The sequence below is a fragment of the Amycolatopsis sp. NPDC043887 genome (assembly GCF_056435665.1).
Genome location: NZ_JBWKEB010000012.1, coordinates 155,373 through 177,446, shown reverse-complemented (window position 1 = coordinate 177,446; position 22,074 = coordinate 155,373). Strand labels below are relative to the sequence as shown.

Below are 22,074 nucleotides of genomic sequence, written 5' to 3'. Positions count from 1 at the left end.
AGTGGTCCCATGGATGACGAACTGCACGAGCGGGTGCGCGAGGTCATCGCGAGCGTGCCCGCCGGCTCGGTCGCGACTTATGGGGATATAGCGTCGGTTTCGGGAGCCCCGTCGCCGCGGCTGGTCGGCCGGATCCTCGGCGAGGACGGCCACGATCTGCCCTGGCACCGCATTCTGCGGGCCGACGGGACGCCGGCTCCGCATCTGGTCGACGAGCAGCTGCAACGGCTGCGCGCGGAAGGCGTCATAGCCGATGGCCAGCGCGTCGACCTGCGCAAATACCGGTGGCAACGTGATCCCGACGACGACGCTGGTCCAGACGCTCTCTTTTAGGTTAGCCTCCCCTAATGAGCTACATCGAGGCGAAGGTGACCTGTGTCCGGCGGCTCACGCCGCATATGAGCAGGGTGACCTTCTCGGGGGCGTCGCTGGTGGACCAGGCGCCCGACCAGTACCTGAAGGTGTTCTTCCCGCAGCCCGGTCAGTCGGAGCCCGTGCTGCCCGCTCCGCTGAGCGGCGACGGAGTGCTGTCCTGGTACCGGACCTACCTCGCGATGCCCGACGAGATCCGGCCGCCGATGCGCACCTACACCGTGCGCGCGCTGCGACCGTCGGTGCAGGAGGTGGACATCGACTTCGTGCTGCACGGCGACGAAGGCCCGGCCTCGGCTTGGGCCTCGCGCGCCTCGGAGGGCGATCGGGTCGCCTTCCTGGGTCCGCACGGGCTCTACGACGTGCCCTCGGACACGAACTGGCAGCTGCTGGTCGGCGACGAGACCGCGATCCCGGCGATCGGCGCGATCGTCGAAGCACTGCCCGCCGGAACGCGAGCGGTGGTCTATGTCGAGATCAGTGATCGCGAAGACAGGCAGGTCTTCGATACGCAGGGGACCGTGGACCTGCACTGGGTGGTTCGGGGCTCTGGTCCTGCCGGCGACGCGGTGCTCGAAGCCGTGCGGAAGGCGGATCTGCCGGGCGGGACACCCTACGCGTGGATCTCCGGCGAAGCGAACATGGTGAAGCTGGTGCGGCGGCACCTCGTTCGGGAGCGCGGCGTCGACAAGCGGGCGATCTGCTTCACGGGGTACTGGAGGCAAGGGGTGAGCGAAGAGGCCGCCGGCCGTGAAGCGATGAGGCAGGCGGAGGCCGGCGAAGCTCCCGCGGCCGAGGAGGACTGAGACTCCCTGGTGACGTGCGATTTGGTGCACCCAGCCGCATGCTCTGAAGGCCACCTTTGGGACGTTGGACGTCCTGAAGGGCCCCTTTGAGACATCAGCACCTGCGCCAGCAGGGCCCTGACCTGCAGAAAGAGAGCAAGGGACCTTTGCTACCACTTACGTAGCCATGCTAACCAATCGATAGCAGAGGTCCCTTGCTCCCTTCACGGACCGGAACCTCAGTGCGGCACCCACAGCGTCACCCGCGTCCCCCGCCCCGGCTGCGAATCGATCGTCCCCCGCCCGCCGACCTCCGCCAGCCGCGCCATGATCGACTGGCTGATCCCGAAGCCCGGCGGCCGGTCCAGCATGCTGAAGCCGGTCCCCTGGTCCCGCGCGATGACCGCGACGCCGCCTTCACACTCCTCGACGCGAAGCACGACCTGGTTCGTCCCGGCGTGCTTCACGGTGTTTCGAAGCGCTTCGCGGACGGCGTCACGGATGGCGGTCCGGCGCGCGTGTGAGAGGCGGTAGTCCTCTTCGGTCTCGGCGGCGACAAGCTGGGTGCGAAGGCCGTCGCGCGCCATTTCGGTGGCGACCTCGGCGAGATCCGCCGCGAGGCCGCGAGCCGACGGCGCGTCGGGGCCGATCAGTTCGCGGCGCAGTTCGGCGGCTTGCGCCCGCGCGGTGGCGCGCATCTCCACGAGCCGTTCCGCGGCCGCGGAATCGTCGTCCGGCGCCTCGAGCCCCATCGCTTCCAAGGTCTGCAGCACGGAATCGTGCATGACCCGCTGGGTCCGCAGGCGTTCGGCGCGCTGCCCCCGGCGCATCCCGATGCCCAGCGCGAACCGGGTCCCGACACCGAGCAGGATCAGGATCCCGGCCGTGGTCACCATCGCCACGACGAGCGCGACCATGCACCCCACCGACCGGCTCATCGCGAGCGGATGGTCGAGCGGGAGCCCGCCGACCCACGTCAGGAAGGCCCGGAACGGCACGGCCGCGATCACCAGCACGAGCGCCGCGGGCAGTCCGAACGACAGCGTCCACAACGCCACCGTCCCGACCATCCACGTCCACGCGACGTCGACGGCGAACGGCTGGATCTCGGCGGGCGCCGCGACGGCCACGATCGTCGTGAGCACCACGCCCACGGCGAGATCCGCGTACATCAGCCGTCCGGACGTCTTCGCCCGGATCCCGCGGCCGCGCACCACCCACCAGACCGCGAAGACGTTGAGCAGCATCCCGAGAATCGTCGTGCTCAGCACCGGAACGATCCCCGCCGAGCCGTTGGCGACCAGGAAACCGATGTACACCTTCGGAAACGCGGCCACCCGGTAGAAGATCGGGCCGAGCGCGGAGTAGCGGATCGCGCGCATCAGCAGGGTGTCCGCGGAATCTTCCCGATAGCGCCAATCGGGAACGGAATCGGGGTCGGGTGCTTCGTCGGCGGGGCTCGCGCCCAAGACCGAAGAGCCCTTTCGCAACATCGCGCGCACGAACGTGACCGATTGAGACTCGGACATCCGCCGCCCTCCCCGCGTCCGATGTGTCGAGCCTGGCAAAGCGGACTTCCCGCGTCAAGACGGCCGAATGCGCAGCTGGGCGACCAGAAGTTTGACCAACGCGCCGAGCCGCTGACGTTCGGGCTGGACGGTCGGTACCCCGGCGGCTTCCAGCGGCGCCGCGGTCACCGGTCCCACGCACGCGCACAGCACCGGACCTCGCAGTGCGGCAAGGAGTTCCTCGCGACGCGACCCCGCCAGCGTCAGCAGGTTCGCGGCCGCCGGTGCGGAGGTGAAGGCCAAAGCGTGCACGCGTCCGGAGAGCACGCTTTCGACGAGTTCGTGCACAGGTGCGACATCGGCGGGCGAAAGCCAGCGATACGGCTGCGCCTGGACGACCTCCGCGCCCGCGTCCCGCAGCGACCCGGTGAGTTCGGGCAGCAGGGTTCCGTGCAACTGGACGGCCACCCGTGCTCCGCGCACCCCGGCGTCACGCAACCCTTCGAACAGCTCCGCGTTGCTCTCCTCGGGCGCGGAAAACTCCTCTCGGAGGCCGAAACCACGCACTGCGCCCACCGCCTTCGGCCCGCGCGCGAAGATCCGTGACACCGCCAGCCGCTCCAGCAACGGCTCGCGCAGCCCCCAGCCTTCGGCGGCCGAAAGCCAGCCACGGAACCCTGCGCCGGTGGTGACCGCGGTGAACCCGACCGGTCCGGCCAGCACGGCGTCCGTCGCCGCACGCAGTTCGGTGTCGTCGGGCAGCGGGACGATCCGGATGGTGGGCGCGTGCAGGACGGTCGCGCCGTGCCGCACCAACGCGCCGATGAAGTCGTCGGCCCGCCGCTCCGCGGTGATCCCGATCGTGATTCCGTCCAGGTCAGCCATAACGCGCGCCCATCTTCCTGATCTCCTCCGCCAGCCGCTCGCGCAGCTCCGGCGGTTCGAGCACTTCGAGGTTCCCGCCGAACCGCAGTAGTTCGCCGACGGCCGATTCTCCCGGTTCCACGGGCAGTTCCATCGTCAGCCAGCCGCTTTCGTCGGGCTCCGCGGTTGTTTCCCGCAACGCCCGAGCCCCGACCGCCCCGAGGTAGAACGGCAGCAGTATGCGGGCGAACTCGTTCAGCCGGACCACCGCCACTCGCGAGTACATCCGCTTTTCGAACTGCTCCGACCATTCCCGCCAATAGCGCGCGAGGTCGAAGCCGGACGGCCGCTCGAAGGTCTCACCGAGGTCTTCGAGCTCTTCGATCCGGGAGACCCGATAGGTCCGGTCGGTCCCGTCGCATCGCGCCGCGAGATACCAGTTCCCGGCCTTGAGGATCAGGCCCAGCGGGTCGAGCACGCGATCGACCTTCCGCTGCCCCCAGCGTTCGTACCGGACCTTGATCCGCCGCCCGTGCCAGACCGCGTCGGCCAGTTCGGACAGTCGCGGCAGGCTTTCGATCCCGCGATGCCAGCCAGGCACGTCGAGATAGAACCGTTCGGAGATCTTGCTCGCCCCGGCACGCAGCTCCGCCGGCATGGCGGCGTGCAGTTTGAGCTGCGCGGCGGCGAGGACGGTGCCCAGCCCCAGTTCACTGGCCGCGCCCGGCAGGCCCGCCAGCGAAAGCGATTGCGCCTCCTCCTCGGTCAGCCCGGTCAGCCGCGTGCGATAGCCGTCGACCAGCTGATATCCGCCCGTGCGCCCGCGATCGGCGTACACCGGCACACCGGCCGCGGACAGCGCCTCGACGTCGCGGTAGACCGTCCGGACCGACACCTCCAGCTCGGCCGCCAGCTCCTCGGCCGTCATCCGGCCGCGGTTCTGCAGCAGGAGGAGGACCGTCAGGAGTCTGCTCGCGCGCATGGATCCAGTATCGCCGAAAACCTGACACAAACTGACAGGTTTGGCTGACAGGGTGCACCCATGAACACGTTCGCCATGAAGAACTGGGACGAATCCGTCGTCAGCGGCACGGAGGGCGGGCCGCGCGTGGCCCACGCGCACGCCACCTTCGCCTACAGCGGGCTGATCGAAGGCGAAGCGGTCATCGACTACCTGCTGTACTACGCGGGTGAAGGCTTCGACGGCGGCGGGACCACGTCGCCTGGCCTCGAACGCATCGAGGGCAGCGTGGACGGACGCAAGGGAAGCTTTGTGATCAAGCACGACACCGGGTTCGACGCGCAGGGGATCACGTCGGCGTTCACCGTGGTCGAGGGCTCCGGAACGGGTGAACTCGCCGGGATCACCGGCAGCGGCACCACGACGGGGACCCTCGGCGAGCCGACGATGTCGTACACGCTCGAATACGCGCTCTAGGGGGAAAAGGTGCTCGAGGTCGATCGCGAGCAGGTGCTGGCGTACCGGATCGCCGCGCACGGCCTGCACCGCGAGGAGACGGATCCGGCCGCGGCGGCCGTGTTCGACCTCGGGCTGCAGGATTCCGTACGGGACACCGCCCTGCTGGGCCTCGCCGCCCGGATCGACGGCGACATCACGCCCGGCGTCTGGGACGACGAACGTTTCGTGCTCGCGTGGACGCATCGCGGCGCGCCGCATTTCCACCGGCGCACGGAACTGGACGCGATCCGGGCCGCGCTCGTGCCGCTCGACGAGAAGGACGCGATGGCCCGGATCCTCTGGCAGCGCAAGCAGGTCGAGGACGCGGGCAGGTCCGCCACGGACGCGCTGTTCACCGCCGCGAAAGCGATCCGCAAGGTCGTCACCGGCCCGCAGACCAAGGGCACGGTGAGCGGCGCGGTCACGAAACTGATCCCCGAAGGCCTGTCGTACGCCTGCCGCGGCTGCGGTGTCGTCCACATCTACGAGCAGTTGATGCGGGTCGCGTCGATCCACGCCGGGGTCCGGCTGGAAGCGGGCGCGACGCCGGCGACGTTGGCCCCACTGGAAGGACGCGGCAGGCTCAAGACGTCGCCGGACGCCAAGGCGGCCACCCGCGTGGTCGAGGGTTACCTGCGGATCAACGGTCCCGCCGCTCCCGGCGACGCCGCCGCCTATGTCGGGACGACCCGCACCGGGGTCGACGCGATGTGGCCGGACGGCTTGGCCGAGGTCCGCGTCGGCGGCAAGAAAGCCTTCCTGCCGGAAGACCGGGTAGCGCTGCTGGAGAATCCGCCGGAGCCGGACGTGGTGCGCCTGCTGCCGCCGCTCGATCCGTTCGTCCAGGCACGCGACCGCGCCGTGCTGGTGCCGGACAAGGCCCGGCAGAAGGAGGTCTGGAAGATCCTCGGCAGTCCCGGCGCGCTGCTGGCCGACGGCGAGATCTCCGGTGTGTGGCGGGCCAAGGCGAACGGCAGGAAACGGCTCGACTTCACCGTCACCCCGTTCGACGCCCTCCGCCCGGCCGTCCGGAAAGGGGCCGAGGAGGAGGCGGCCCGCGTCGCCGCCGCCCGGGAATTCCCCGATTTCCGCGTCGCCTGGTCCTGAAGGCGGTCCGATCGGTCGCATTCCGGGTGCCCAAGAGGTAGGCCATCGCGCAACCGCTTGCCGCCGGAGAGCACGGCGGCGACCGTCGAAGACATGAGCACACAGACCGAACCCCGGACGAACGCGAGCGGCTGGGCGCCCACCGGTGACCTGCCCTGGGCACGCCAATGGGACGGCATGAACGAAGGTCCGGTCCTGCTGCCGGACGGACGTGTCCTCGCCGCGGGCGGTGGCAACAACAGAGGTGCGGTGACGTACTCCGACGCCGCGCTCTACGACCCGGGCAGTGGCCAATGGACGGTCACCGGATCGCTCGCGACCAGTCGCCGCCTGCACTCGCTGACCGTCCTGCCGGACGGCAAGGTGCTGGCGGCGGGCGGTTTCCACGGCCATCCGTCGGCCTCGCCCAACATCCTCGCCTCCGCGGAGGTCTTCGACCCGGCGACCGGGACCTGGAGCCCGACCGGCTCGATGCACACCAGCCGCTGCAACCATCACGCGATCGCGCTGGCCGACGGCCGGGTGCTCGTGATGGGCGGCGGGAGCGAACGGCCGCCGATCGATTCCCTGGTGATCGCTTCGGCGGAGATCTACGACCCGGCGACGGGAACCTGGACCGAAACCGCGCCGATGATCCACGCCAGGGCGTCGTTCCCCGCGGTGCTGCTGCCGGACGGCAAGGTGCTCGTCGCTTCGGGCCTCATCGAAACCGGCGGCGATCTTGTCGGGCTGACCTTCTGCGAGCTCTACGACCCGGTCGCGCGCACCTGGACCCCCACCACGCCGATCGGCACCACTGTCCCGCTCGAAGCCGGACGGCCGCGTGTCGGCGCGCAGATGGTCGCGCTGGCCGACGGGACCGTGCTGCTCACCGGCGGCCACACCGGCGGGCCGCAGAACTGGAACTACGCGCCGTTCAGCCTCTCCGAATCCGAACGGTACGACCCGGCCACCGGCAAATGGACCGACGCGGCGCCGATGCGGATCCCGCGCGACGAATTCCGCCTGATCCGCTTGGACTCCGGCAAGGTACTGGCCATCGGCGGCCTCGAATACGGCGGGTACGACGCCGGATACCAGAACTCCGAGATCTTCGACCCCGCGACCGGGAACTGGGGGCCGCTGCTCGGGCTCACCATTGGCCGGGCGAAGTTCGGCGCGGTCAAACTCGCCGACGGCCGGGTCCTCATCGCGGGTGGCGCCGCCGTGCTGGCCAACGCCGGCCCGGACGCCAACCACGTCCTCATCACCAAGACCGACCTCTTCACCCCCTGACCCACCTCCCGCATTTCGTCCTCTGAATGCGGTAGTTGCACACGCAAGGACCGCATTCAGAGGACGAAACGCGGGGGTCACGGGTCGACGGCCAGGCGGTAACCGCGTTTCACGACCGTCTGGACGAGTTTCGGCGCCCCCAAAGAGTTCCGCAGGCGCCCGATGGCGGTCTCGACGGCGTGTTCCTCGCCGCCATCGGGCAAGGCTGCCACCAGTTCCCGCCGGGAGAACACCCGCCCCGGCGATTCCGCCAGCGCTCGCAGCAACGCCATCGGCGCGGGCGCGATGTCACACCACTGTCCGTCGACCAGCGCCGCCTGCCCCCGCAGTTCGATGCTCCGGCCGCCCGCGGTCAGCCGCGGTGAACGGACTTCGAGCGCGTCGGACACCGTCCGCGCCAACGCCCCGATCCGCGACCGCGACGGCTGGACCGTCGGGATCCCGAGCGCGGCCAGCGGCGCCGCCGTGATCGGCCCGACACAGGCCGCCACGACCCGTTTCTCCAGTGCCCGCACGATTCCCGGCAGCCGTCCGGTCCGTTTCGCGACCGCCAGCATGGACGCGACGGCGGGCGCGCTGGTGAACGGCAACGCGTCCACCGAACCGTCGAGAACGCCGTCGAGCAGCCGGTCCAGCGGGCCGGGGTCGGCCGGGCCGACCCAGCGGTACACCGGCACCTCGATCACCTCGGCGCCCGCGGCGCGCAGACTGTCCACGAAGTACGGAAGCGGTTCGCCGTGCAGCTGCACCGCGATCCGCTGACCGTCCACACCGGAATCGAGAAGATGTCTCAGCACCTCGGCGTTGCTCTCCGAGGCGGGCGAGTAGTCCTCCGAAAGCCCGGCCGCGCGGATCGCGCCCTTGGCCTTCGGGCCACGCGCCAGAAGCGACGACCTGCCGAGCCGGTCGAGCAGCTCCTCCCCCAGTCCCCAGCCCTCGGCCGCCTCGACCCAGCCGCGGAAGCCGATCCCGGTCGTCGCGACGACGACGTCGACCCGGTCTTCCAGCAGGCGCATGGTCGCCGACCGCAGTTCGGTGTCGTCGGCGAGCGGCACGATCCGGATGGCCGGGCCGTAGCGCACGCTCGCACCCTTACGCACGAACAGCGCGCCGAGCTCGTCAGCCCGTCGCGCCGCCGTGATCCCGATGACGAATCCCGCCAGGGGAAGGACTTCTGTCACGGTGAGAATTCCACCTCCACGACGCCATCGGTGACCCGCACCCGATAGGCCGCGACCGAGACACCTTCGGCGTCGAGACAGTCTCCGGTCCGCAGATCGAAACGTTCCTTGTACACCGGCGACGCCACCACGGGGACGCCGCCCGCGTCGCCGACGATCCCCCGCGAAAGCACCGCCGCGCCGCTGATCGGGTCCATATTGGACAGTGCGTACCATCGGTCGCCGGGCAGCCGGAAGATCGCCACCTGCACGCCGCCGTCGAGCAGGGCGGCGACACCGGACCATTCGGGGACGGCTCCCGCCGCGCAGACGGCGGTCCAGGTGCGCTGGATCGAGGTCGTCACTGTTTCACCTCCGGGATGCCCAGCAGCACGGGCACCTTCTGGTCGCGTTCGGTACGGAACGAGATCGTCGGGTCCGGCATGCCCGGCGCGTTGACGAACGAGCTGAACTTCGCCAGCTTCTCCGGGTCCTCCAGCACGCCGCGCCATTCGTCGGCGTAGTCGCCGACGTGTTTGGCCATCGCCGCGTCGAGGTCCTCGCAGATGCCGAGCTTGTCGTCGACGATCACCGCGCGCAGGTGATCGAGGCCACCCTCCATCTCCTCGACCCACGGCGCGGTGCGTTGCAGGCGGTCTGCCGTGCGGACGTAGAACATCAGGAACCGGTCGATCGTGCGGATCAGCGTCTCCGTGTCCACTTCGGACACCAGCAGATCGGCGTGCCGCGGGGTCGCGCCGCCGTTCCCGCCGACGTAGAGGTTCCAGCCTTTGTCGGTGGCGATGATGCCGAAGTCCTTGCTCCGCGCCTCGGCGCATTCCCGGGCACAGCCCGACACGGCGGACTTCAGCTTGTGCGGCGAGCGCAGGCCGCGGTAGCGCAGCTCCAGCTCGATCGCCAGCCCGACGCTGTCCTGCACGCCGTAGCGGCACCACGTCGAACCGACGCACGACTTCACCGTGCGCAACGACTTCCCGTACGCGTGCCCCGACTCGAACCCGGCGTCGACGAGCCGCCGCCAGATCAGCGGGAGCTGGTCGACGGTGGCGCCGAACAGGTCGATCCGCTGTCCGCCGGTGATCTTGGTGTACAGCCCGAAGTCCATCGCCACCTGCGCGATCACCATGAGCTTCTCCGGCGTGATCTCGCCGCCGGGGATCCGCGGGACCACCGAGTACGTCCCGTTGCGCTGCAGGTTCGCGAGGAACTTGTCGTTGGTGTCCTGCAGGGTCGCCTGCTCGCCGGCGAGGATATGCCCGTTGCCCAGCGTGGCCAGGATGGACGCGATCGCCGGTTTGCAGATGGCGCAGCCGGTTCCGGCGCCGTAGCGGTCGATCATCTCGCTGAACGTGGTGATCCGCGTGGCCTGGAGGATCTGGAACAGCTCCGCGCGGGACTGCGTGAAGTGCTCACACAACGCCTTCGACTGCTCGACACCGCACGCCGTCAGCAGCTTGCCCAGCAGCGGGACACAGGATCCGCAGGCCGTGCCCGCCCGGGTGCAGCCCTTGATCTTGGCGACCGAATCGCAGCCCTCTTCGGTGATCGCGTGCGTGATCGCACCCTTGGAAACCGCGTTGCAGGAACAGATCTGCGCGGCATCGGGCAGCGCGTCGACGCCGACCGCCGCCCCGCCACCGGCCGGGGCGAGGATCGCGCCGGGTTCGGCGGGCAGCGGCCTGCCGACCATCGCGCGCAGCGTGTTGAACTCGCTCGCGTCACCGACGAGCACACCGCCGAGCAACGTCTTCGAGTCGTCCGAAACGACGAGCTTCTTGTACGTCCCGGCGACTGCGTCGTTGAACGCGACCTCAAGTGCGCCCTCGGTCGCCGCGTGCGCGTCGCCGAAGCTGGCGACGTCGACACCCATCAGTTTGAGCTTCGTCGACATGTCCGGCTCGGGAAAGCTGCTCTCGCCACCGGTCAGCCGCGCCGCGACGATCTCCGCCATCGCGTATCCGGGCGCCACGATGCCGTACACCTTGCCGTCCACGGCCGCGCATTCCCCGATCGCGTACACCGCCGGATCGGACGTCCGGCAGGTGTCGTCGACCAGGATCCCTCCCCGCGCGCCGACCTCCAGCCCGGACGAGCGCGCCAGATCGTCACGCGGCCGGATACCGGCGGAGAACACGACCAGGTCGACGTCGAGTTCGGTGCCGTTGCCGAGCTTCGCGATGTAGCGTTCGCCGTCCGGCTCGATGGCGTCGGTCGACGTTCCCGTGTGGACGGTCACGTCGAGGTCGGTGATCAGCCGCCGGAGCAGGCCGCCGCCGCCCTCGTCGACCTGCAGCGGCATCAGGCGCGGCGCCATCTCGACCACGTGCGGCGAAAGGCCCATGTCCCGCAACGCCTTCGCGGCTTCGAGACCGAGCAGCCCGCCACCGATGACGACCGCCGAACGACGTCCGCGCCCGGGCCGCTGAGCGGCTTCCCGGATGGCGTCGAGGTCCTCGATCGTCCGGTAGACGAAGCAGCCAGGAAGATCATGGCCCGGCACCGGCGGGACGAACGGCCGCGAACCGGTCGCGAGGACGAGCGCGTCGTACGGCTGCTCGTACCCGGCCTCGGTGACGACGACCTTGCGGTCCCGATCAACCGAAACCACCGCGTCGCCGAGCCGCAGTTCGACCAGCGGGTCGTCCGCGTAGTCCGCTCCTTCCAGGGCAAGGGACGCGGGGTCCCAGGTGTCCACATAGGACGTCAGCGCGACCCGGTCGTACGCGGGGCGCGCCTCTTCGGCGAGCACCACGACCTGCCACTCGCCGGTTTTGTCCTCCGCGCGCACCGCTTCCACGAGCCGGTGCGCGACCATGCCATGTCCCGCGACGACGAGTTTCCGCATCAGACCTCCGCTCCGGCGAGCGCCAGACCCCGGACGCTCGTCACCTCCGACTGCTGCTTGCGCAGGTACACCGCCCACGTGACGGCGAAGCACAGCCCGTAGAAGACGAGGAAGGCGATGAACGCCGGCACCCCGCTCTTGGTGTCTGCGAACGACTGCCGGAACGCCAGGTTGATGAAGAGCCCGCCGAGTGCGCCGATGGCCCCGGCCAGTCCGATCAACGCGCCGGAAAGCTTGCGGGCCTTGAGCATCTCCAGCGTCTCGTCCGCGCCCTCGCTGATCGCGACCTTCGCCTTGGCGCGGAAGATCGCCGGGATCATCTTGTACGTCGAGCCGTTGCCGATACCGGTGAGCACGAACAACACGATGAACGCGACGGTGAACAGCGCCAGCGAATTCGACGTCGAGGCCAGGATCAGCACCACGGTCGCCGCGGCCATGCCGACGAACGTCACGAAGGTGATCTTGCCGCCGCCGATCCGGTCGGCCAGCCAGCCGCCGGTCGGCCGCGAGAACGAGCCGAGCAGCGGGCCGAGGAACGTCACCGCGGCCGCCTGCAGCGGCGTCCTCCCGAACTGGTTCTGCAGCACCAGGCCGAAGGCGAAGCTGTACCCGATGAACGAACCGAAAGTGCCGACGTAGAGGAACGACATCACCCAGGTGTGCGGATCCTTGACGACCTCGCGCATCGCCTTGGTGTCGCCCTTCATCGAGGCGAGGTTGTCCATGTAGAAGTACGCGCAGACCGCCGCGACCACGATGAGCGGGATGTAGATCGCCAGCACCACCCGGGGCGCGGTCGCGCCGACGGTGCCGATGACCAGCAGCCCGATGAGCTGGATCGCCGCCACGCCGAGGTTCCCGCCGCCCGCGTTGAGCCCGAGCGCCCAGCCTTTGTGCTTCTCGGGGTAGAAGGCGTTGATGTTGGTCATCGACGACGCGAAGTTCCCGCCGCCGACCCCGCCGAGCGCGGCGATCAGCAGGAACGTGCCGAGCGAGGTGCCCGGTTGCATCGCGATCGCCGCCAGGATCGTCGGCGCCAGCAACAGCAGCGCGCTGACGATCGTCCAGTTCCGGCCGCCGAACCTCGCCACCGCGAAGGTGTACAGCGGCCGCATCAGCGCGCCGATCAATGTCGGCGTCGAAACCAGCAGGAACTTGTCGGCGGCGGAGAACCCGTACTGCGGCCCCATGAACAGGACCATGACCGACCACAGTGTCCAGACGGAGAAGCCGATGTGCTCGGCCAGGATGGAGAACCAGAGGTTCCGCCGGGCGACCTTCTTCCCGGTCTCCTCCCAGAACTGCTCGTTCTCCGGATCCCAGTGCTCGATCCAGCGCTTTCCACGAGCGTGCATGAGGTCCTCCTTGGTGGATGCGTTCGGGTTCACTGGGCGGCCAGCCATTTCGCGACCCCGCCGACGGCGTCCTTGCAGCCGCCGCAGCCGGTCGTCGCGCGGGTCGCCCCGGCGAGGGCGGGGACGTCGGTGGCACCGCCGCGCCACGCTTCGACGAGCCGTCCCTTGGTCACCGCGTTGCAGCGGCAGATGACCGCCGACGCGGGCAGATCGGCCGGGCTCGACGCCGACGGCGCTCCCGGCGGCAGCGAGCGTCCTAAAAGGACCGCCAGCCGGTCTTCGGGCACCGGGGTGCCCCGGTCGTAGAGCTGCGTGATCATCGCGGCCGAGTCGGGCAGGCCGAGCAGGATCGCGCCGGCCACCCGGTTCTCACGGATGACGAGCTTCCCGTAGCGGCAGCCCGCCGGGTCGCTGAAGGTGAGCACTTCGGCGGTCGGGTCGTCCGCGCCGGTCATCGTCTCGCCGAGCGCGGTGAGGTCGATGCCGCGGGCCTTGAGCCGCGTCACCGCCTGGGTGCCGCGATAGCGTGACGCGGATTTCGTGCCGGTGACCAGATCCGCGACGACGACGGCCTGTTCCCACGCGGGCTGAACGAGACCGCCGAACGCGCCCGGATGCTTCGCGCAATCGCCGATCGCGTGGATCCGGCCGTCGCTGGTGCGCAGCAGATCGTCGACGACGATGCCGCCCTCGACGGTCAGCCCGGCCTCCACGGCCAGTTTCGTCTCGGGCCGGACACCGGTGGAGACGACGATGAGATCGGCGGGTACGTGCGTGCCGTCGTCGAGTTTGAGCCCGTCGCCGCTGACGTAACGCGCGGCCCCGACACCGAGCCGGAAGGCGACGCCGAGTTCTTCGAGCTTCCTGGTCAGCACCCGCGCGGATTCCGCGTCCAGCTGGCGTTCCATGATGTGCGGCATCGGATGCACGACGGTGACGAGATTCCCGCGTCCCGCGAGGCCGCGCGCGGCTTCCAGACCGAGCAGCCCGCCGCCGAGCACCGCGACCGGCGCGCCCAGCTTGGCGGCGTCGAGGATGCGCGCGCAGTCGTCGAGGGTGCGGAACGCGACGACGTCCGGGCCGGGTTCGAGCCCTTCGACCGGCGGCATCCACGGGTTCGCGCCGGTGGCGAGCACGAGCGCGTCGTAGTCCACAGTGGACCCGTCGTCGAGATGGACCCGCCGCGCGTCCCGGTCGATCGACGTCGCGGAGACACCCCGGCGCAGGTCGGCGCGGGTACGGGACGACCATTCGTCGTCGTGCAGCCGGACGGCCTCGGGCCGCATGGTGCCGGCGACCACCGACGAGAGCAGCACCCGGTTGTAGGCGGTGTGCTTTTCCGCGCCGACGACGGTGAGCCGCACGCGCTCGCCCTCGGGATCGCGGCGCTGGATCTCGTCCGCGAGCCGCGCGCCCGCCATCCCGTATCCGGCGATGACCACCGACCGGGGGCTCACGCGACGGCCTCGGCCGGGGCGAGCGCGACCGCGCACACCTTGAACTCGGGCATCCGGCTCGTCGGGTCGAGCGCCGGGTTGGTCACCAGGTTCGCCCTTCCCTCACCGGGGAAGTGGAACGGCAGGAACACGAGGTCGGGGCGCAGCGACGCCACGCAGCGGACCCGCGCGACGGTCTCGCCGCGCCGGGAGCGCACGACCGCGAGGTCGCCCTCGGCCAGCCCCGCCCTCGCGGCGGTGTCGGGATGAACTTCCACGAAGGCCTCCGCCACGACGTCGTTGAGTTCTTTGACCAGCCGGGTCTGCGCCCCGGACTGGTAGTGCTGCAGGACCCGTCCGGTGGTGGCCTGCAAGGGGAATTCGGCGTCGGGCAGCTCTGCCGGGCCGACGTGGTCCACCGGGACGAACCGCGCGCGGCCGTCCGGATGGGCGAAGCGGTCGAGGAACATCCGCGGCGTGCCGGGATGCGATTCCGCCGGCACGGGCCAGTAGAGGGCCTCGCCGTCCCGGAGCCGGTCGTAGGTGATGCCCGAGTAGTCGGCGACACCGCCCTTGGACGCCTGGCGGAGCTCGGTGAAGACGGTCTCGGCGTCCGTCGGGAACCGCCCGTCGGGCTGGCCGAACCGGCGGGCGAGTTCGGAAAGCACGTAGAGATCGGTCTTCGCACCGGACGGCGGATCGAACGCTTTGCGCCGCAGGAGGATCCGGCCTTCGAGGTTGGTCATCGTGCCGTCCTCCTCCGCCCACTGGGTGACCGGCAGGACGACGTCGGCCATCGCCGCCGTCTCCGACAGGACGAGGTCCGAGACCACCAGGAAGTCCAAAGAGGACACCTTGTCCTGGATGTTCCCGGCGCCGGGCGCGGAAACGACGAGGTTGCTGCCGAACACCATCAGCGCGCTCGGCCCGTCTTCGGTGCCGAGCGCCTCCAGCAGTTCGACGGCCGAACGGCCCGGCCCCGGCAGGGATTCCGGCGGCACACCCCACACCCCGGCGACGTACTCGCGGGCCGCGGGGTCGTCGATCTTGCGGTAGCCGGGCAGCTGGTCGGCCTTCTGCCCGTGCTCGCGTCCGCCCTGTCCGTTGCCCTGCCCGGTCAGGCAGCCGAAGCCGGAACCCTGGCGCCCCGGCAGTCCGAGAGCGAGCGAGAGGTTGATCCAGGCGTTGACCATCGCGGTGCCGTTGGCGTGCTGCTCGGTGCCGCGCGCGGTGAGGATGTAGGCGTTCCGGGCCGCGGCGAGCTTGGCGGCGACGCGACGCTGGTCCGCGGCGGAGACCCCCGTGACCTGCTCGACGCGCTCCGGCCACCACGCCGCGACCGACCGCCACAGCTCTTCGAAGCCGTTCGTCCTCGAGACCACATAGGATTTGTCGAGCAGGCCGTCGGCGACGACGGCGTGCAGGATGCCCTGCGCCAGCACGAGATCGGTTCCCGGCGCGGGCTGCAAGTGCAGTCCGGCCAGCTCGGCGGTCGGCGTGCGGCGCGGGTCGACGACGATCAGGTCCGCGCCCCGCAGATGCTGGGTGAACGGCGGCATCGTCTCGGCGGGATTCGCGCCGATCAGCAGGACCGCGTCGGCGTCGGCGAGATCCGTGACCGGGAACGGCATCCCGCGGTCGGCGCCGAACGCCTTGATCCCGGCGGCCGCCGCCGACGACATGCAGAACCGGCCGTTGTAGTCGATCTGCGAGGTGCCCAGCGCGATCCGCGCGAACTTCCCCAGCAGGTACGCCTTCTCGTTGGTCAGCCCGCCGCCGCCGAAGACGGCGACCGAGTCGGCACCCTTGGCCGCGCGGATCTCGGTGAGCCGCTTCGCGACGAGGTCGAGGGCTTGGGTCCAGGTCGCGGGCCGGAGTTCACCGTCGACCCTGATCAGTGGTGTCGTCAGGCGGGAAGGCGAGGTGAGGAGCTCCCCCGACGTCCAGCCCTTCTGGCACAGGCCGCCGGCGTTGACCGGAAAGTCACGCGGGGCGACCCGGGCGCCGTCGAGGCTCATCCCGCACTGCAGGGCGCAGTACGGGCAGTGCGTGTCCACCGCGGTCGCGGTGGGGGCGGCGAGCGGCACGGGCACCTCCTCCAGGCGTCGATAGCGCTTGAAGGTAGGTAGGCCGTGTTACCTGAAAACTCCTGAATGTTTCAGGCGTTTGACATTGCCCGCCGCCGAGGGACGTCACACAGTGAGGTCGCGAGGGGCCGAACTGCCGCGTTCGCCTGCCGGAAGTACATGAAGGTCGAGTTTCTCCGGCTGAGCCGAGGGAAGGGGTCCTTCACGGCGCGTCCCGGCGATTGGTGGCTCCCTGAGCACGCGCTCGAGGTCGACCTCGAATGGGGTCAGCCCGGCTCAGCTAACTATGCACAGCATGTATAGACCGTGCGTATACACACTGTGTATAGTCGCCGGTATGTCCATCGGGAACACGTTGCTCGGCCTGCTCGAAGCAGGTCCGAAGCACGGCTACGACCTCAAACAGCTTTACGACAAGCAGTTCCGCCAAGACCGTCCGCTGCACTACGGGCAGGTCTACTCGACGCTGAACCGGCTCCTGAAGAACGGCCTGGTCGAGGAGAACGGCGTCGAGGCGGGCGGCGGCCCGGACCGGAAGCGGTACGCGATCACCGAGGCGGGCGTCACCAACGTCGAGGAATGGCTGAAAAGCCCGGAAAGTCCTTCGGTCTACCTGCAGAACACGCTCTACACCAAGGTCGTGCTCGCGCTGCTGTCCGGCCGCGGCGCGCAGGACCTGCTCGACGCCCAGCGGAGCTCCCACCTGCGCGCCATGCGCGAGCTCACCGCCCGCAAGACCGACGGCGACCTCGCCGACCAGCTGATCTGCGACCACGCGCTCTTCCACCTGGAAGCGGATCTGCGGTGGCTGGAACTCACCGCCGCCCGCCTCGACGACCTCGCGCGCCAGCTGGCGCGCTGATCTGGGGACCACACAGTGGAAACACCGTTGTTACATGGGCTCGGCCTGCACAAGGCCTTCGGCCCGAATCAGGCGCTCGCCGGGGCGGGGCTGACGCTCGAAGCCGGCGAGATCGTCGCGATCATGGGTCCCTCCGGCTCCGGGAAGTCGACGCTGCTGCACTGCCTGTCCGGAATCGTGCGGCCGGACGCGGGTCAGGTGCTGTTCCGCGGGCGAGACCTCGCGAGCATGTCCGACACCGAACGCAGCGCCTTGCGGCGCACCGAATTCGGCTTCGTCTTCCAGTTCGGCCAGCTCGTCCCGGAGCTGACCTGCCTGGAGAACGTCGCGCTGCCGCTGCGCTTGGGCGGGATGAAGCGCCGCCCCGCCGAGCGGATCGCGCGGACCTGGCTCGACCGGCTGGCGGTCGGCGACACCGACGACAGCACACCCGGCCAGGTTTCGGGCGGGCAGAGCCAGCGGGTCGCCATGGCCAGGGCGCTGGTCACCGAACCGTCGGTGGTCTTCGCCGACGAACCGACCGGCGCGCTGGACACGCTCAGCGGTGAGCTGGTCATGCGCCTGCTGTCCGAGACGGCGAAGCAGACCGACGCCGCCGTCGTCCTGGTCACCCACGAACCGAGGGTGGCCGCCTACTCCGACCGGGAGGTCATCGTGCGAGACGGCCGGACACGCGAACCGGTGGTCACCCGATGACCGGGCGCGAAGACCTGATGCTGGGGTTCCGGCTGGCCGTCGGGGGCGGCCGGGGCTCGATCGTCAGGCTCGTCCTGAGCACCGTCGGCATCGGGCTCGCGGTGGCGGTCCTCCTGATCGGCGCCTCCGCGGGCACCGTCAAGGAGAACCGCGACCAGCGGGCGTACGCCGCTTCCCCGCGGCACGAACCGATCCCGGGTGTCGCACCGCTGAACCACCACGCGACGACGACCGATTTCCGCGGTCAGGCGATCTCGCTCGTCCACCTTCAGGCCACCGGGCCGAACTCGCCGATCCCGCCGGGGGTGGACCGGCTGCCCGCGCCGGGCGAGGTCTTCCTCTCACCGAAGCTCGACGAACTCGTCGCGGCCGACACCAGTGGCCTGTTGCGGCCCCGTCTGCCCGGCAAGCCGGTCGGGATCATCGACGCGGAAGCCGTGCTCAATCCGAATGATCTGGTCGTCTACGCCGGCACGGACAATCCGCGGAACGGAGTCGCGACCTATGCCTTCGGTTCCCGTTCCGGTTACGAAACGCCGTTCGAACGGGGGATCCTCTCGCTGCTGCTGATCGGCCTCTTCGTCCTGCTCACGCCGGTGTTCATCTTCGTCGGGACGATCTCCCGGCTCGGCGGTGCGGCCCGCGACCGGCGGCTCGCCGCGCTGCGGCTGGCGGGCTCGTCCCTCAAGCAGCTGCACCGGATCACCGCGGCGGAATCCCTCGTGGGCGCCGTGGCCGGGCTGGTCGCCGGTGCCGCGGCGTTCCTGCTCTTCTGCGGCGCGGTGGCGGACTTCCAGGTGTTCCGGTTCGGGGTGTACCCGAAGGACCTGACGCCGCCGTGGCCGCTGGTGGTGCTGATCGTGCTCGTGGTCCCCGCCCTGACCGTGGCGGCGGCTTGGGCTGCCCAGCGGCACACGGTCGTCGAACCGCTCGGCGTCGTCCGTGAAAGCGTGCCGCCGAAGCGGCGCTTGTGGTGGCGGCTGCTGCCGATCGTTGTCGGAATCGCCCTTATAGCCCCGGATTTCGGCGTCGCCAGCGAACTTGGCCGCACGACGCTGATCGCCGGTGCCGTGCTGCTGATGCTCGGGATACCCGCGGTGCTGCCGTGGCTGCTGGAGCGCGTCGTCGCCCGGATCAAGGGCGGGCCGCCGTCGTTCCAGCTCGCGATCCGCCGTCTGCGGAACGACAGCGGGACACCGGCCCGGGTGGTCGCGGGTCTCTGCGTGGTGCTCGCCGGGGTGATCGCGCTGCAGAGCCTGTTGGCGGGCCAGGTGTCGTCGGCGGCCGTCTACCAGGAGAGGACCGATGATCGGATCACCGTCCATGCCGACGGCTCGGTGGCCGACCAGGCGATCTCCGCGGTCCGGGCGGTGCCCGGTGCGGCCGATTTCCAGGCCATGCGCTCGATGCTCGTCGACGCGAACCGCGTGGACGGCGCGCTCGTCTCGTTCGCCGTCGCCGACTGCGCCACGATCGAAGCGACCACCACCGCGATCGAATGCCGCGACGGTGACGTGTTCGCCGATCCGGCCTCTCTCCACAAAGGACAGTCGGTGAAACTCACCGACAACGACAAGCGGGAGCGACCCTGGACCGTTCCGGCCACGCCCCGCCCGCTCGGCGTGAAGCCGTCGGGGCTCGTCGAGCAGCTCCAGCCGCACGTGCTCGCGACGCCCGCCGCGATGGCGGGCGTCGACCTGGCCGCCGCGCCGGTCACGGTGAGCCTGCGTGGGACGACCGGGGATCCGGACTTCGTCGAACTGGTGCGGAACTCGGTGGCGCCGTACAGCGGACAGGTCGCCGTGGCGTCCTCCAACGAAAAGCGGGCCTCTGACGAGGCCCGGATGTTCGACGACGTGCGGAACATCCTGTTCGGCGGCGCGTTGTCGATCCTGCTGCTGGCCGGGGTGAGCCTGCTGGTGCTCGCCCAGGAACAGGTCAGGGAACGACGCCGGGCGCTCGGGGCCCTGTCCGCCACCGGCGTGCCGGTGCGGGTGATCGTCCGGTCCCTGTTATGGCAGAACGGGATTCCGCTGCTGGTGGGCATCGTGGTCGCGACGGCGACCGGGATCGCCGTCGCCGCGCTGGGCAGGCGGCTGTTCTGGGACGGGCTGTACGTCGACTGGTCCGCGGTCGGGCTGCTCGCCGCGGCGGCGATCGCGATGGTGCTGCTGGTGACGGCGTCGACGGTGCCGTCCGTGCGCGCGGCGGCGAAGACGGAGAACCTGCGCACCGAGTGACCTACAGTACGGCGCTCACGTCCCGGGCGGCGGCACGGAGTCCGTCGTGCGCCGCCCGGGTCGACCGCGGGTCGAGGGCGTTGGCGGCCAGGCGGAAGAGGACCGCCCGCAGGAGAAGCTGAGGCCATTCGGGTAGATGCGCCCAGCGTTCGAGGAGATCGATGGTGGCGCCGCCCCAGGCCAGCGCGTCGACCGCGACGATCGCGGCGCCCCATTCACCCGGCCGGTAGTACGGCACGAAATCGACGATGCCGGGGGCCGCGTCACCGTCGAACAGCACGCCGGCGAGGAGCTCCCCGTGGACGACCTGGTCCGGCAGTTTGACGGGTCTTCGCGAGCCGGCCAGCACCTCGAACCAGCGGCCGCCCTTGTTCTCGTCGAGGGACATTTCCGCCTCGCCCCAAGCGAGTTTGTCGGCCAGTGCCTCGATATCGGTGCGCCGTCCCAGGAAATCCGGCCGCGGCAGCCCGGCCGTCGCGCGATGCAGTTTGACCGCCGCGTGCACGACCTCGTCGTACCGGTGCTCGGCCGTGCCGGACACGAACCGGTTCGCCGACCAGCCGCCGACGATCCATCGGCCGTCGCTGGACCGGACGGGCTTCGCGACCCGCAGCCCCGGCTCGTCGACGGCTTCCAGCGCCCTGGCCGTCCACAGGGTCCGCGACTTTTCGACGACGGGTTTGAGCACGAGATCGTTGTAGCGCCAGGCGGTGGTGCCGGGCAGCGGTTCCGCGTCACCGGTACGTCCGCCGAACGCCGAACAGACGTGTTCCGGAGGGCTTTCAAGGGTGGCACGCACGGCTCGGCACGTTACCCCGTCTTCCGCGCCACGAACGAGAAGACGCGCTGGTCTTGAGTAGCGATACTCAAGACAGGATCGCTTCTGACCTGCCATTCTTTCGACCGTGGTCCCCCGAACGGCGCAGCGCCGACTCACCGACGGGCAACTCGCCGCGCTCGCGCTCGGCTCACTGTGGCTGCTCGGCACCCTGGGAGCGCTCACCGTGGGCCTGTTGCTCCCGCTCGCCGCGTTCCTGCACGTTCCCTGGATCGCGTTGCCGGTGCCACTCGTGTCGATCGGCGTGGTCTACCTCATCGGTTTCGCGGCACCGGAGGCGTTTCCGTCCGTCGCGAAACCTTGGCCGCGGCTGGCGTGGGCCTTCGCGACCGGGATTTCCGGTGTTTTCGGCGCGATCTTCGTCCTGGAGGTGGCGGAGGCGTTCGATCCCTGGTTCGCCGTGCCGTTCCTCGGAGTGCCGGTGCTGCTCGTCGCGGGACTGTTCACCCGTGATCTCCGGGTGCGGATAGGCGCGGGTGTCCTCCTGGTCGCCCTGATCGCGGGCGGGATCGCCGTCCCCGCGTCCCTGCCTCTGGACACCCCCGCACGGCGCCTCGCCGCGACCGGCGTCCCGCGCGATCGCACCCTCGCGGCGGATCTCGGCCCGCAGCGGCTCCCGACCAAGGCGACCGAAGACTCCGGGTCGCTGATCGTCGAGTACGCGCCTCAGCTGTGGATCTCGCCCGTCTGGACCTTCGCGACCGACGCCGTCGAGAGCTGCGAGACGTCGGTGAAGACCGCTTGGCGCCTCGAGAACGCGACGTGCGCCCAAGTCGGCGAAGGCGAGTTCATCCGGCGGAACGCGGACCGGATCGAGTTCATCCAGCGGCGCGGTGCCCTGTCGGTGCACCTCGCGGGGAACCACAACTGGAAGCCCGAGGAACTCCGCGAGCTGGCCGGGAAGACCCATTCGCTGACCGACGCCGAGATCATCGCCGCCGTGCCGAAGTCACCCCGCGGGAACCGGACGGACGTCGTCGCGGGGTTCGCGACGTTCGTGCGGGCGATCTTCGTGGGCCGGTCGGTCGGCTACTGAGGGGAGCAAGGGACCTTTGCTACCGCCTCGGTGCCTGCGGATCCGTGAGGGGCCACTTCAGGGAGCCAGAGTCCGTGAAGGCCTCCTTCACTACCTTCAGAGTAGGCAAGGAGGCCTTCACGGCA

19 protein-coding genes are annotated in these 22,074 nt (G+C 69.9%); 9 read left to right on the top strand and 10 right to left on the bottom strand.

Features of this window, described 5'->3' with window-relative positions:
• Positions 1–9 precede the first annotated feature (9 nt).
• Together AC069H_RS29680 and AC069H_RS29675 are read left to right on the top strand one after the other, a co-directional pair.
• Positions 10–333, top strand: coding sequence for an MGMT family protein (locus tag AC069H_RS29680; protein WP_478234522.1), 324 nt, complete (start codon positions 10–12; stop codon positions 331–333).
• Positions 334–347: 14 nt separating this feature from the next.
• Complete coding sequence (locus AC069H_RS29675; protein ID WP_478234521.1) at positions 348–1,178, top strand: siderophore-interacting protein; 831 nt, start codon at positions 348–350, stop codon at positions 1,176–1,178.
• Positions 1,179–1,396: 218 nt separating this feature from the next.
• Here AC069H_RS29675 and AC069H_RS29670 read toward each other — a convergent pair whose 3' ends face one another.
• Genes AC069H_RS29670 through AC069H_RS29660 form a run of 3 tightly spaced genes read right to left on the bottom strand, consistent with a single transcriptional unit; the run spans position 1,397 to position 4,511 of the window.
• Complete coding sequence (locus AC069H_RS29670) at positions 1,397–2,686, bottom strand: sensor histidine kinase (protein WP_478234520.1); 1,290 nt, start codon at positions 2,684–2,686, stop codon at positions 1,397–1,399.
• Positions 2,687–2,740: 54 nt separating this feature from the next.
• The gene (locus tag AC069H_RS29665; RefSeq protein ID WP_478234519.1) at positions 2,741–3,550 is read right to left on the bottom strand and encodes a uroporphyrinogen-III synthase; all 810 of its coding nucleotides are present in this window, start codon (positions 3,548–3,550) and stop codon (positions 2,741–2,743) included.
• Positions 3,543–4,511: a helix-turn-helix transcriptional regulator gene (locus AC069H_RS29660; RefSeq protein WP_478234518.1), complete on the bottom strand. Its 969-nt coding sequence runs from the start codon at positions 4,509–4,511 to the stop codon at positions 3,543–3,545. Before AC069H_RS29660 ends, AC069H_RS29665 begins: the two co-directional genes overlap by 8 nt.
• Before the next feature lie 60 nt (positions 4,512–4,571).
• Here AC069H_RS29660 and AC069H_RS29655 point away from each other — a divergent pair, with 60 nt between their 5' ends.
• The 3 genes from AC069H_RS29655 (at position 4,572) to AC069H_RS29645 (ending at position 7,370) form a co-directional block, all read left to right on the top strand.
• Positions 4,572–4,967: a DUF3224 domain-containing protein gene (locus AC069H_RS29655; protein WP_478234517.1), complete on the top strand. Its 396-nt coding sequence runs from the start codon at positions 4,572–4,574 to the stop codon at positions 4,965–4,967.
• Positions 4,968–4,976: 9 nt separating this feature from the next.
• The gene (locus AC069H_RS29650; RefSeq protein WP_478234516.1) at positions 4,977–6,095 is read left to right on the top strand and encodes a DNA glycosylase AlkZ-like family protein; all 1,119 of its coding nucleotides are present in this window, start codon (positions 4,977–4,979) and stop codon (positions 6,093–6,095) included.
• A gap of 93 nt (positions 6,096–6,188) precedes the next feature.
• On the top strand, positions 6,189–7,370 hold the full coding sequence (locus AC069H_RS29645) for a Kelch repeat-containing protein (protein ID WP_478234515.1): 1,182 nt from the start codon (positions 6,189–6,191) through the stop codon (positions 7,368–7,370).
• Between the two features lie 77 nt (positions 7,371–7,447).
• On the opposite strand, the gene AC069H_RS29640 is transcribed toward AC069H_RS29645, so the two are convergent.
• The 6 genes from AC069H_RS29640 to AC069H_RS29615 are packed head-to-tail and all read right to left on the bottom strand — an operon-like array spanning position 7,448 to position 16,277.
• Positions 7,448–8,551, bottom strand: a complete 1,104-nt coding sequence (locus AC069H_RS29640; RefSeq protein ID WP_478234514.1) for a uroporphyrinogen-III synthase — start codon at positions 8,549–8,551, stop codon at positions 7,448–7,450.
• Positions 8,548–8,895 carry a nitrite reductase small subunit NirD gene (nirD, locus tag AC069H_RS29635; RefSeq protein ID WP_340684410.1) on the bottom strand — a complete coding sequence of 116 codons (348 nt, stop codon included), beginning with the start codon at positions 8,893–8,895 and terminating at the stop codon, positions 8,548–8,550. Before nirD ends, AC069H_RS29640 begins: the two co-directional genes overlap by 4 nt.
• Positions 8,892–11,396 carry a nitrite reductase large subunit NirB gene (gene nirB, locus AC069H_RS29630; protein ID WP_478234513.1) on the bottom strand — a complete coding sequence of 835 codons (2,505 nt, stop codon included), beginning with the start codon at positions 11,394–11,396 and terminating at the stop codon, positions 8,892–8,894. The genes nirD and nirB overlap by 4 nt, the downstream gene beginning before the upstream one ends.
• Positions 11,396–12,754, bottom strand: a complete 1,359-nt coding sequence (locus AC069H_RS29625) for a nitrate/nitrite transporter (RefSeq protein ID WP_478234512.1) — start codon at positions 12,752–12,754, stop codon at positions 11,396–11,398. Before AC069H_RS29625 ends, nirB begins: the two co-directional genes overlap by 1 nt.
• Positions 12,755–12,783: 29 nt before the next feature.
• The gene (locus tag AC069H_RS29620; RefSeq protein ID WP_478234511.1) at positions 12,784–14,211 is read right to left on the bottom strand and encodes an FAD-dependent oxidoreductase; all 1,428 of its coding nucleotides are present in this window, start codon (positions 14,209–14,211) and stop codon (positions 12,784–12,786) included.
• The gene (locus AC069H_RS29615; RefSeq protein ID WP_478228407.1) at positions 14,208–16,277 is read right to left on the bottom strand and encodes a molybdopterin oxidoreductase family protein; all 2,070 of its coding nucleotides are present in this window, start codon (positions 16,275–16,277) and stop codon (positions 14,208–14,210) included. The genes AC069H_RS29620 and AC069H_RS29615 overlap by 4 nt, the downstream gene beginning before the upstream one ends.
• Positions 16,278–16,614: 337 nt before the next feature.
• Here AC069H_RS29615 and AC069H_RS29610 point away from each other — a divergent pair, with 337 nt between their 5' ends.
• From AC069H_RS29610 to AC069H_RS29600, 3 genes are read left to right on the top strand one after another with little or no spacing between them, the layout of a single operon-like run.
• Positions 16,615–17,139 carry a PadR family transcriptional regulator gene (locus AC069H_RS29610; RefSeq protein WP_125680292.1) on the top strand — a complete coding sequence of 175 codons (525 nt, stop codon included), beginning with the start codon at positions 16,615–16,617 and terminating at the stop codon, positions 17,137–17,139.
• Between the two features lie 15 nt (positions 17,140–17,154).
• Positions 17,155–17,835: an ABC transporter ATP-binding protein gene (locus AC069H_RS29605; protein ID WP_478234510.1), complete on the top strand. Its 681-nt coding sequence runs from the start codon at positions 17,155–17,157 to the stop codon at positions 17,833–17,835.
• Positions 17,832–20,075 (top strand): FtsX-like permease family protein, encoded by a 2,244-nt coding sequence (locus AC069H_RS29600; RefSeq protein ID WP_478234509.1) that lies wholly within the window; start codon positions 17,832–17,834, stop codon positions 20,073–20,075. The genes AC069H_RS29605 and AC069H_RS29600 overlap by 4 nt, the downstream gene beginning before the upstream one ends.
• 1 nt (position 20,076) lies before the next feature.
• On the opposite strand, the gene AC069H_RS29595 is transcribed toward AC069H_RS29600, so the two are convergent.
• A complete protein-coding gene (locus AC069H_RS29595; protein WP_478234508.1) occupies positions 20,077–20,874 on the bottom strand; it encodes a TIGR02569 family protein in 798 nt (265 codons plus the stop codon).
• Positions 20,875–20,980: 106 nt separating this feature from the next.
• Here AC069H_RS29595 and AC069H_RS29590 point away from each other — a divergent pair, with 106 nt between their 5' ends.
• Positions 20,981–21,949: a hypothetical protein gene (locus AC069H_RS29590; RefSeq protein WP_478234507.1), complete on the top strand. Its 969-nt coding sequence runs from the start codon at positions 20,981–20,983 to the stop codon at positions 21,947–21,949.
• Positions 21,950–22,074: the final 125 nt, after the last annotated feature.

Bases quoted from the DNA above. Each gene is read 5' to 3' on its own strand.
- AC069H_RS29680 (WP_478234522.1), top strand. From the start codon at position 10: ATGGATGACGAACTGCACGAGCGGGTGCGCGAGGTCATCGCGAGCGTG.
- AC069H_RS29675 (WP_478234521.1), top strand. From the start codon at position 348: ATGAGCTACATCGAGGCGAAGGTGACCTGTGTCCGGCGGCTCACGCCG.
- AC069H_RS29670 (WP_478234520.1), bottom strand. From the start codon at position 2,686: ATGTCCGAGTCTCAATCGGTCACGTTCGTGCGCGCGATGTTGCGAAAG.
- AC069H_RS29665 (WP_478234519.1), bottom strand. From the start codon at position 3,550: ATGGCTGACCTGGACGGAATCACGATCGGGATCACCGCGGAGCGGCGG.
- AC069H_RS29660 (WP_478234518.1), bottom strand. From the start codon at position 4,511: ATGCGCGCGAGCAGACTCCTGACGGTCCTCCTCCTGCTGCAGAACCGC.
- AC069H_RS29655 (WP_478234517.1), top strand. From the start codon at position 4,572: ATGAACACGTTCGCCATGAAGAACTGGGACGAATCCGTCGTCAGCGGC.
- AC069H_RS29645 (WP_478234515.1), top strand. From the start codon at position 6,189: ATGAGCACACAGACCGAACCCCGGACGAACGCGAGCGGCTGGGCGCCC.
- nirB (WP_478234513.1), bottom strand. From the start codon at position 11,396: ATGCGGAAACTCGTCGTCGCGGGACATGGCATGGTCGCGCACCGGCTC.
- AC069H_RS29625 (WP_478234512.1), bottom strand. From the start codon at position 12,754: ATGCACGCTCGTGGAAAGCGCTGGATCGAGCACTGGGATCCGGAGAAC.
- AC069H_RS29610 (WP_125680292.1), top strand. From the start codon at position 16,615: ATGTCCATCGGGAACACGTTGCTCGGCCTGCTCGAAGCAGGTCCGAAG.
- AC069H_RS29600 (WP_478234509.1), top strand. From the start codon at position 17,832: ATGACCGGGCGCGAAGACCTGATGCTGGGGTTCCGGCTGGCCGTCGGG.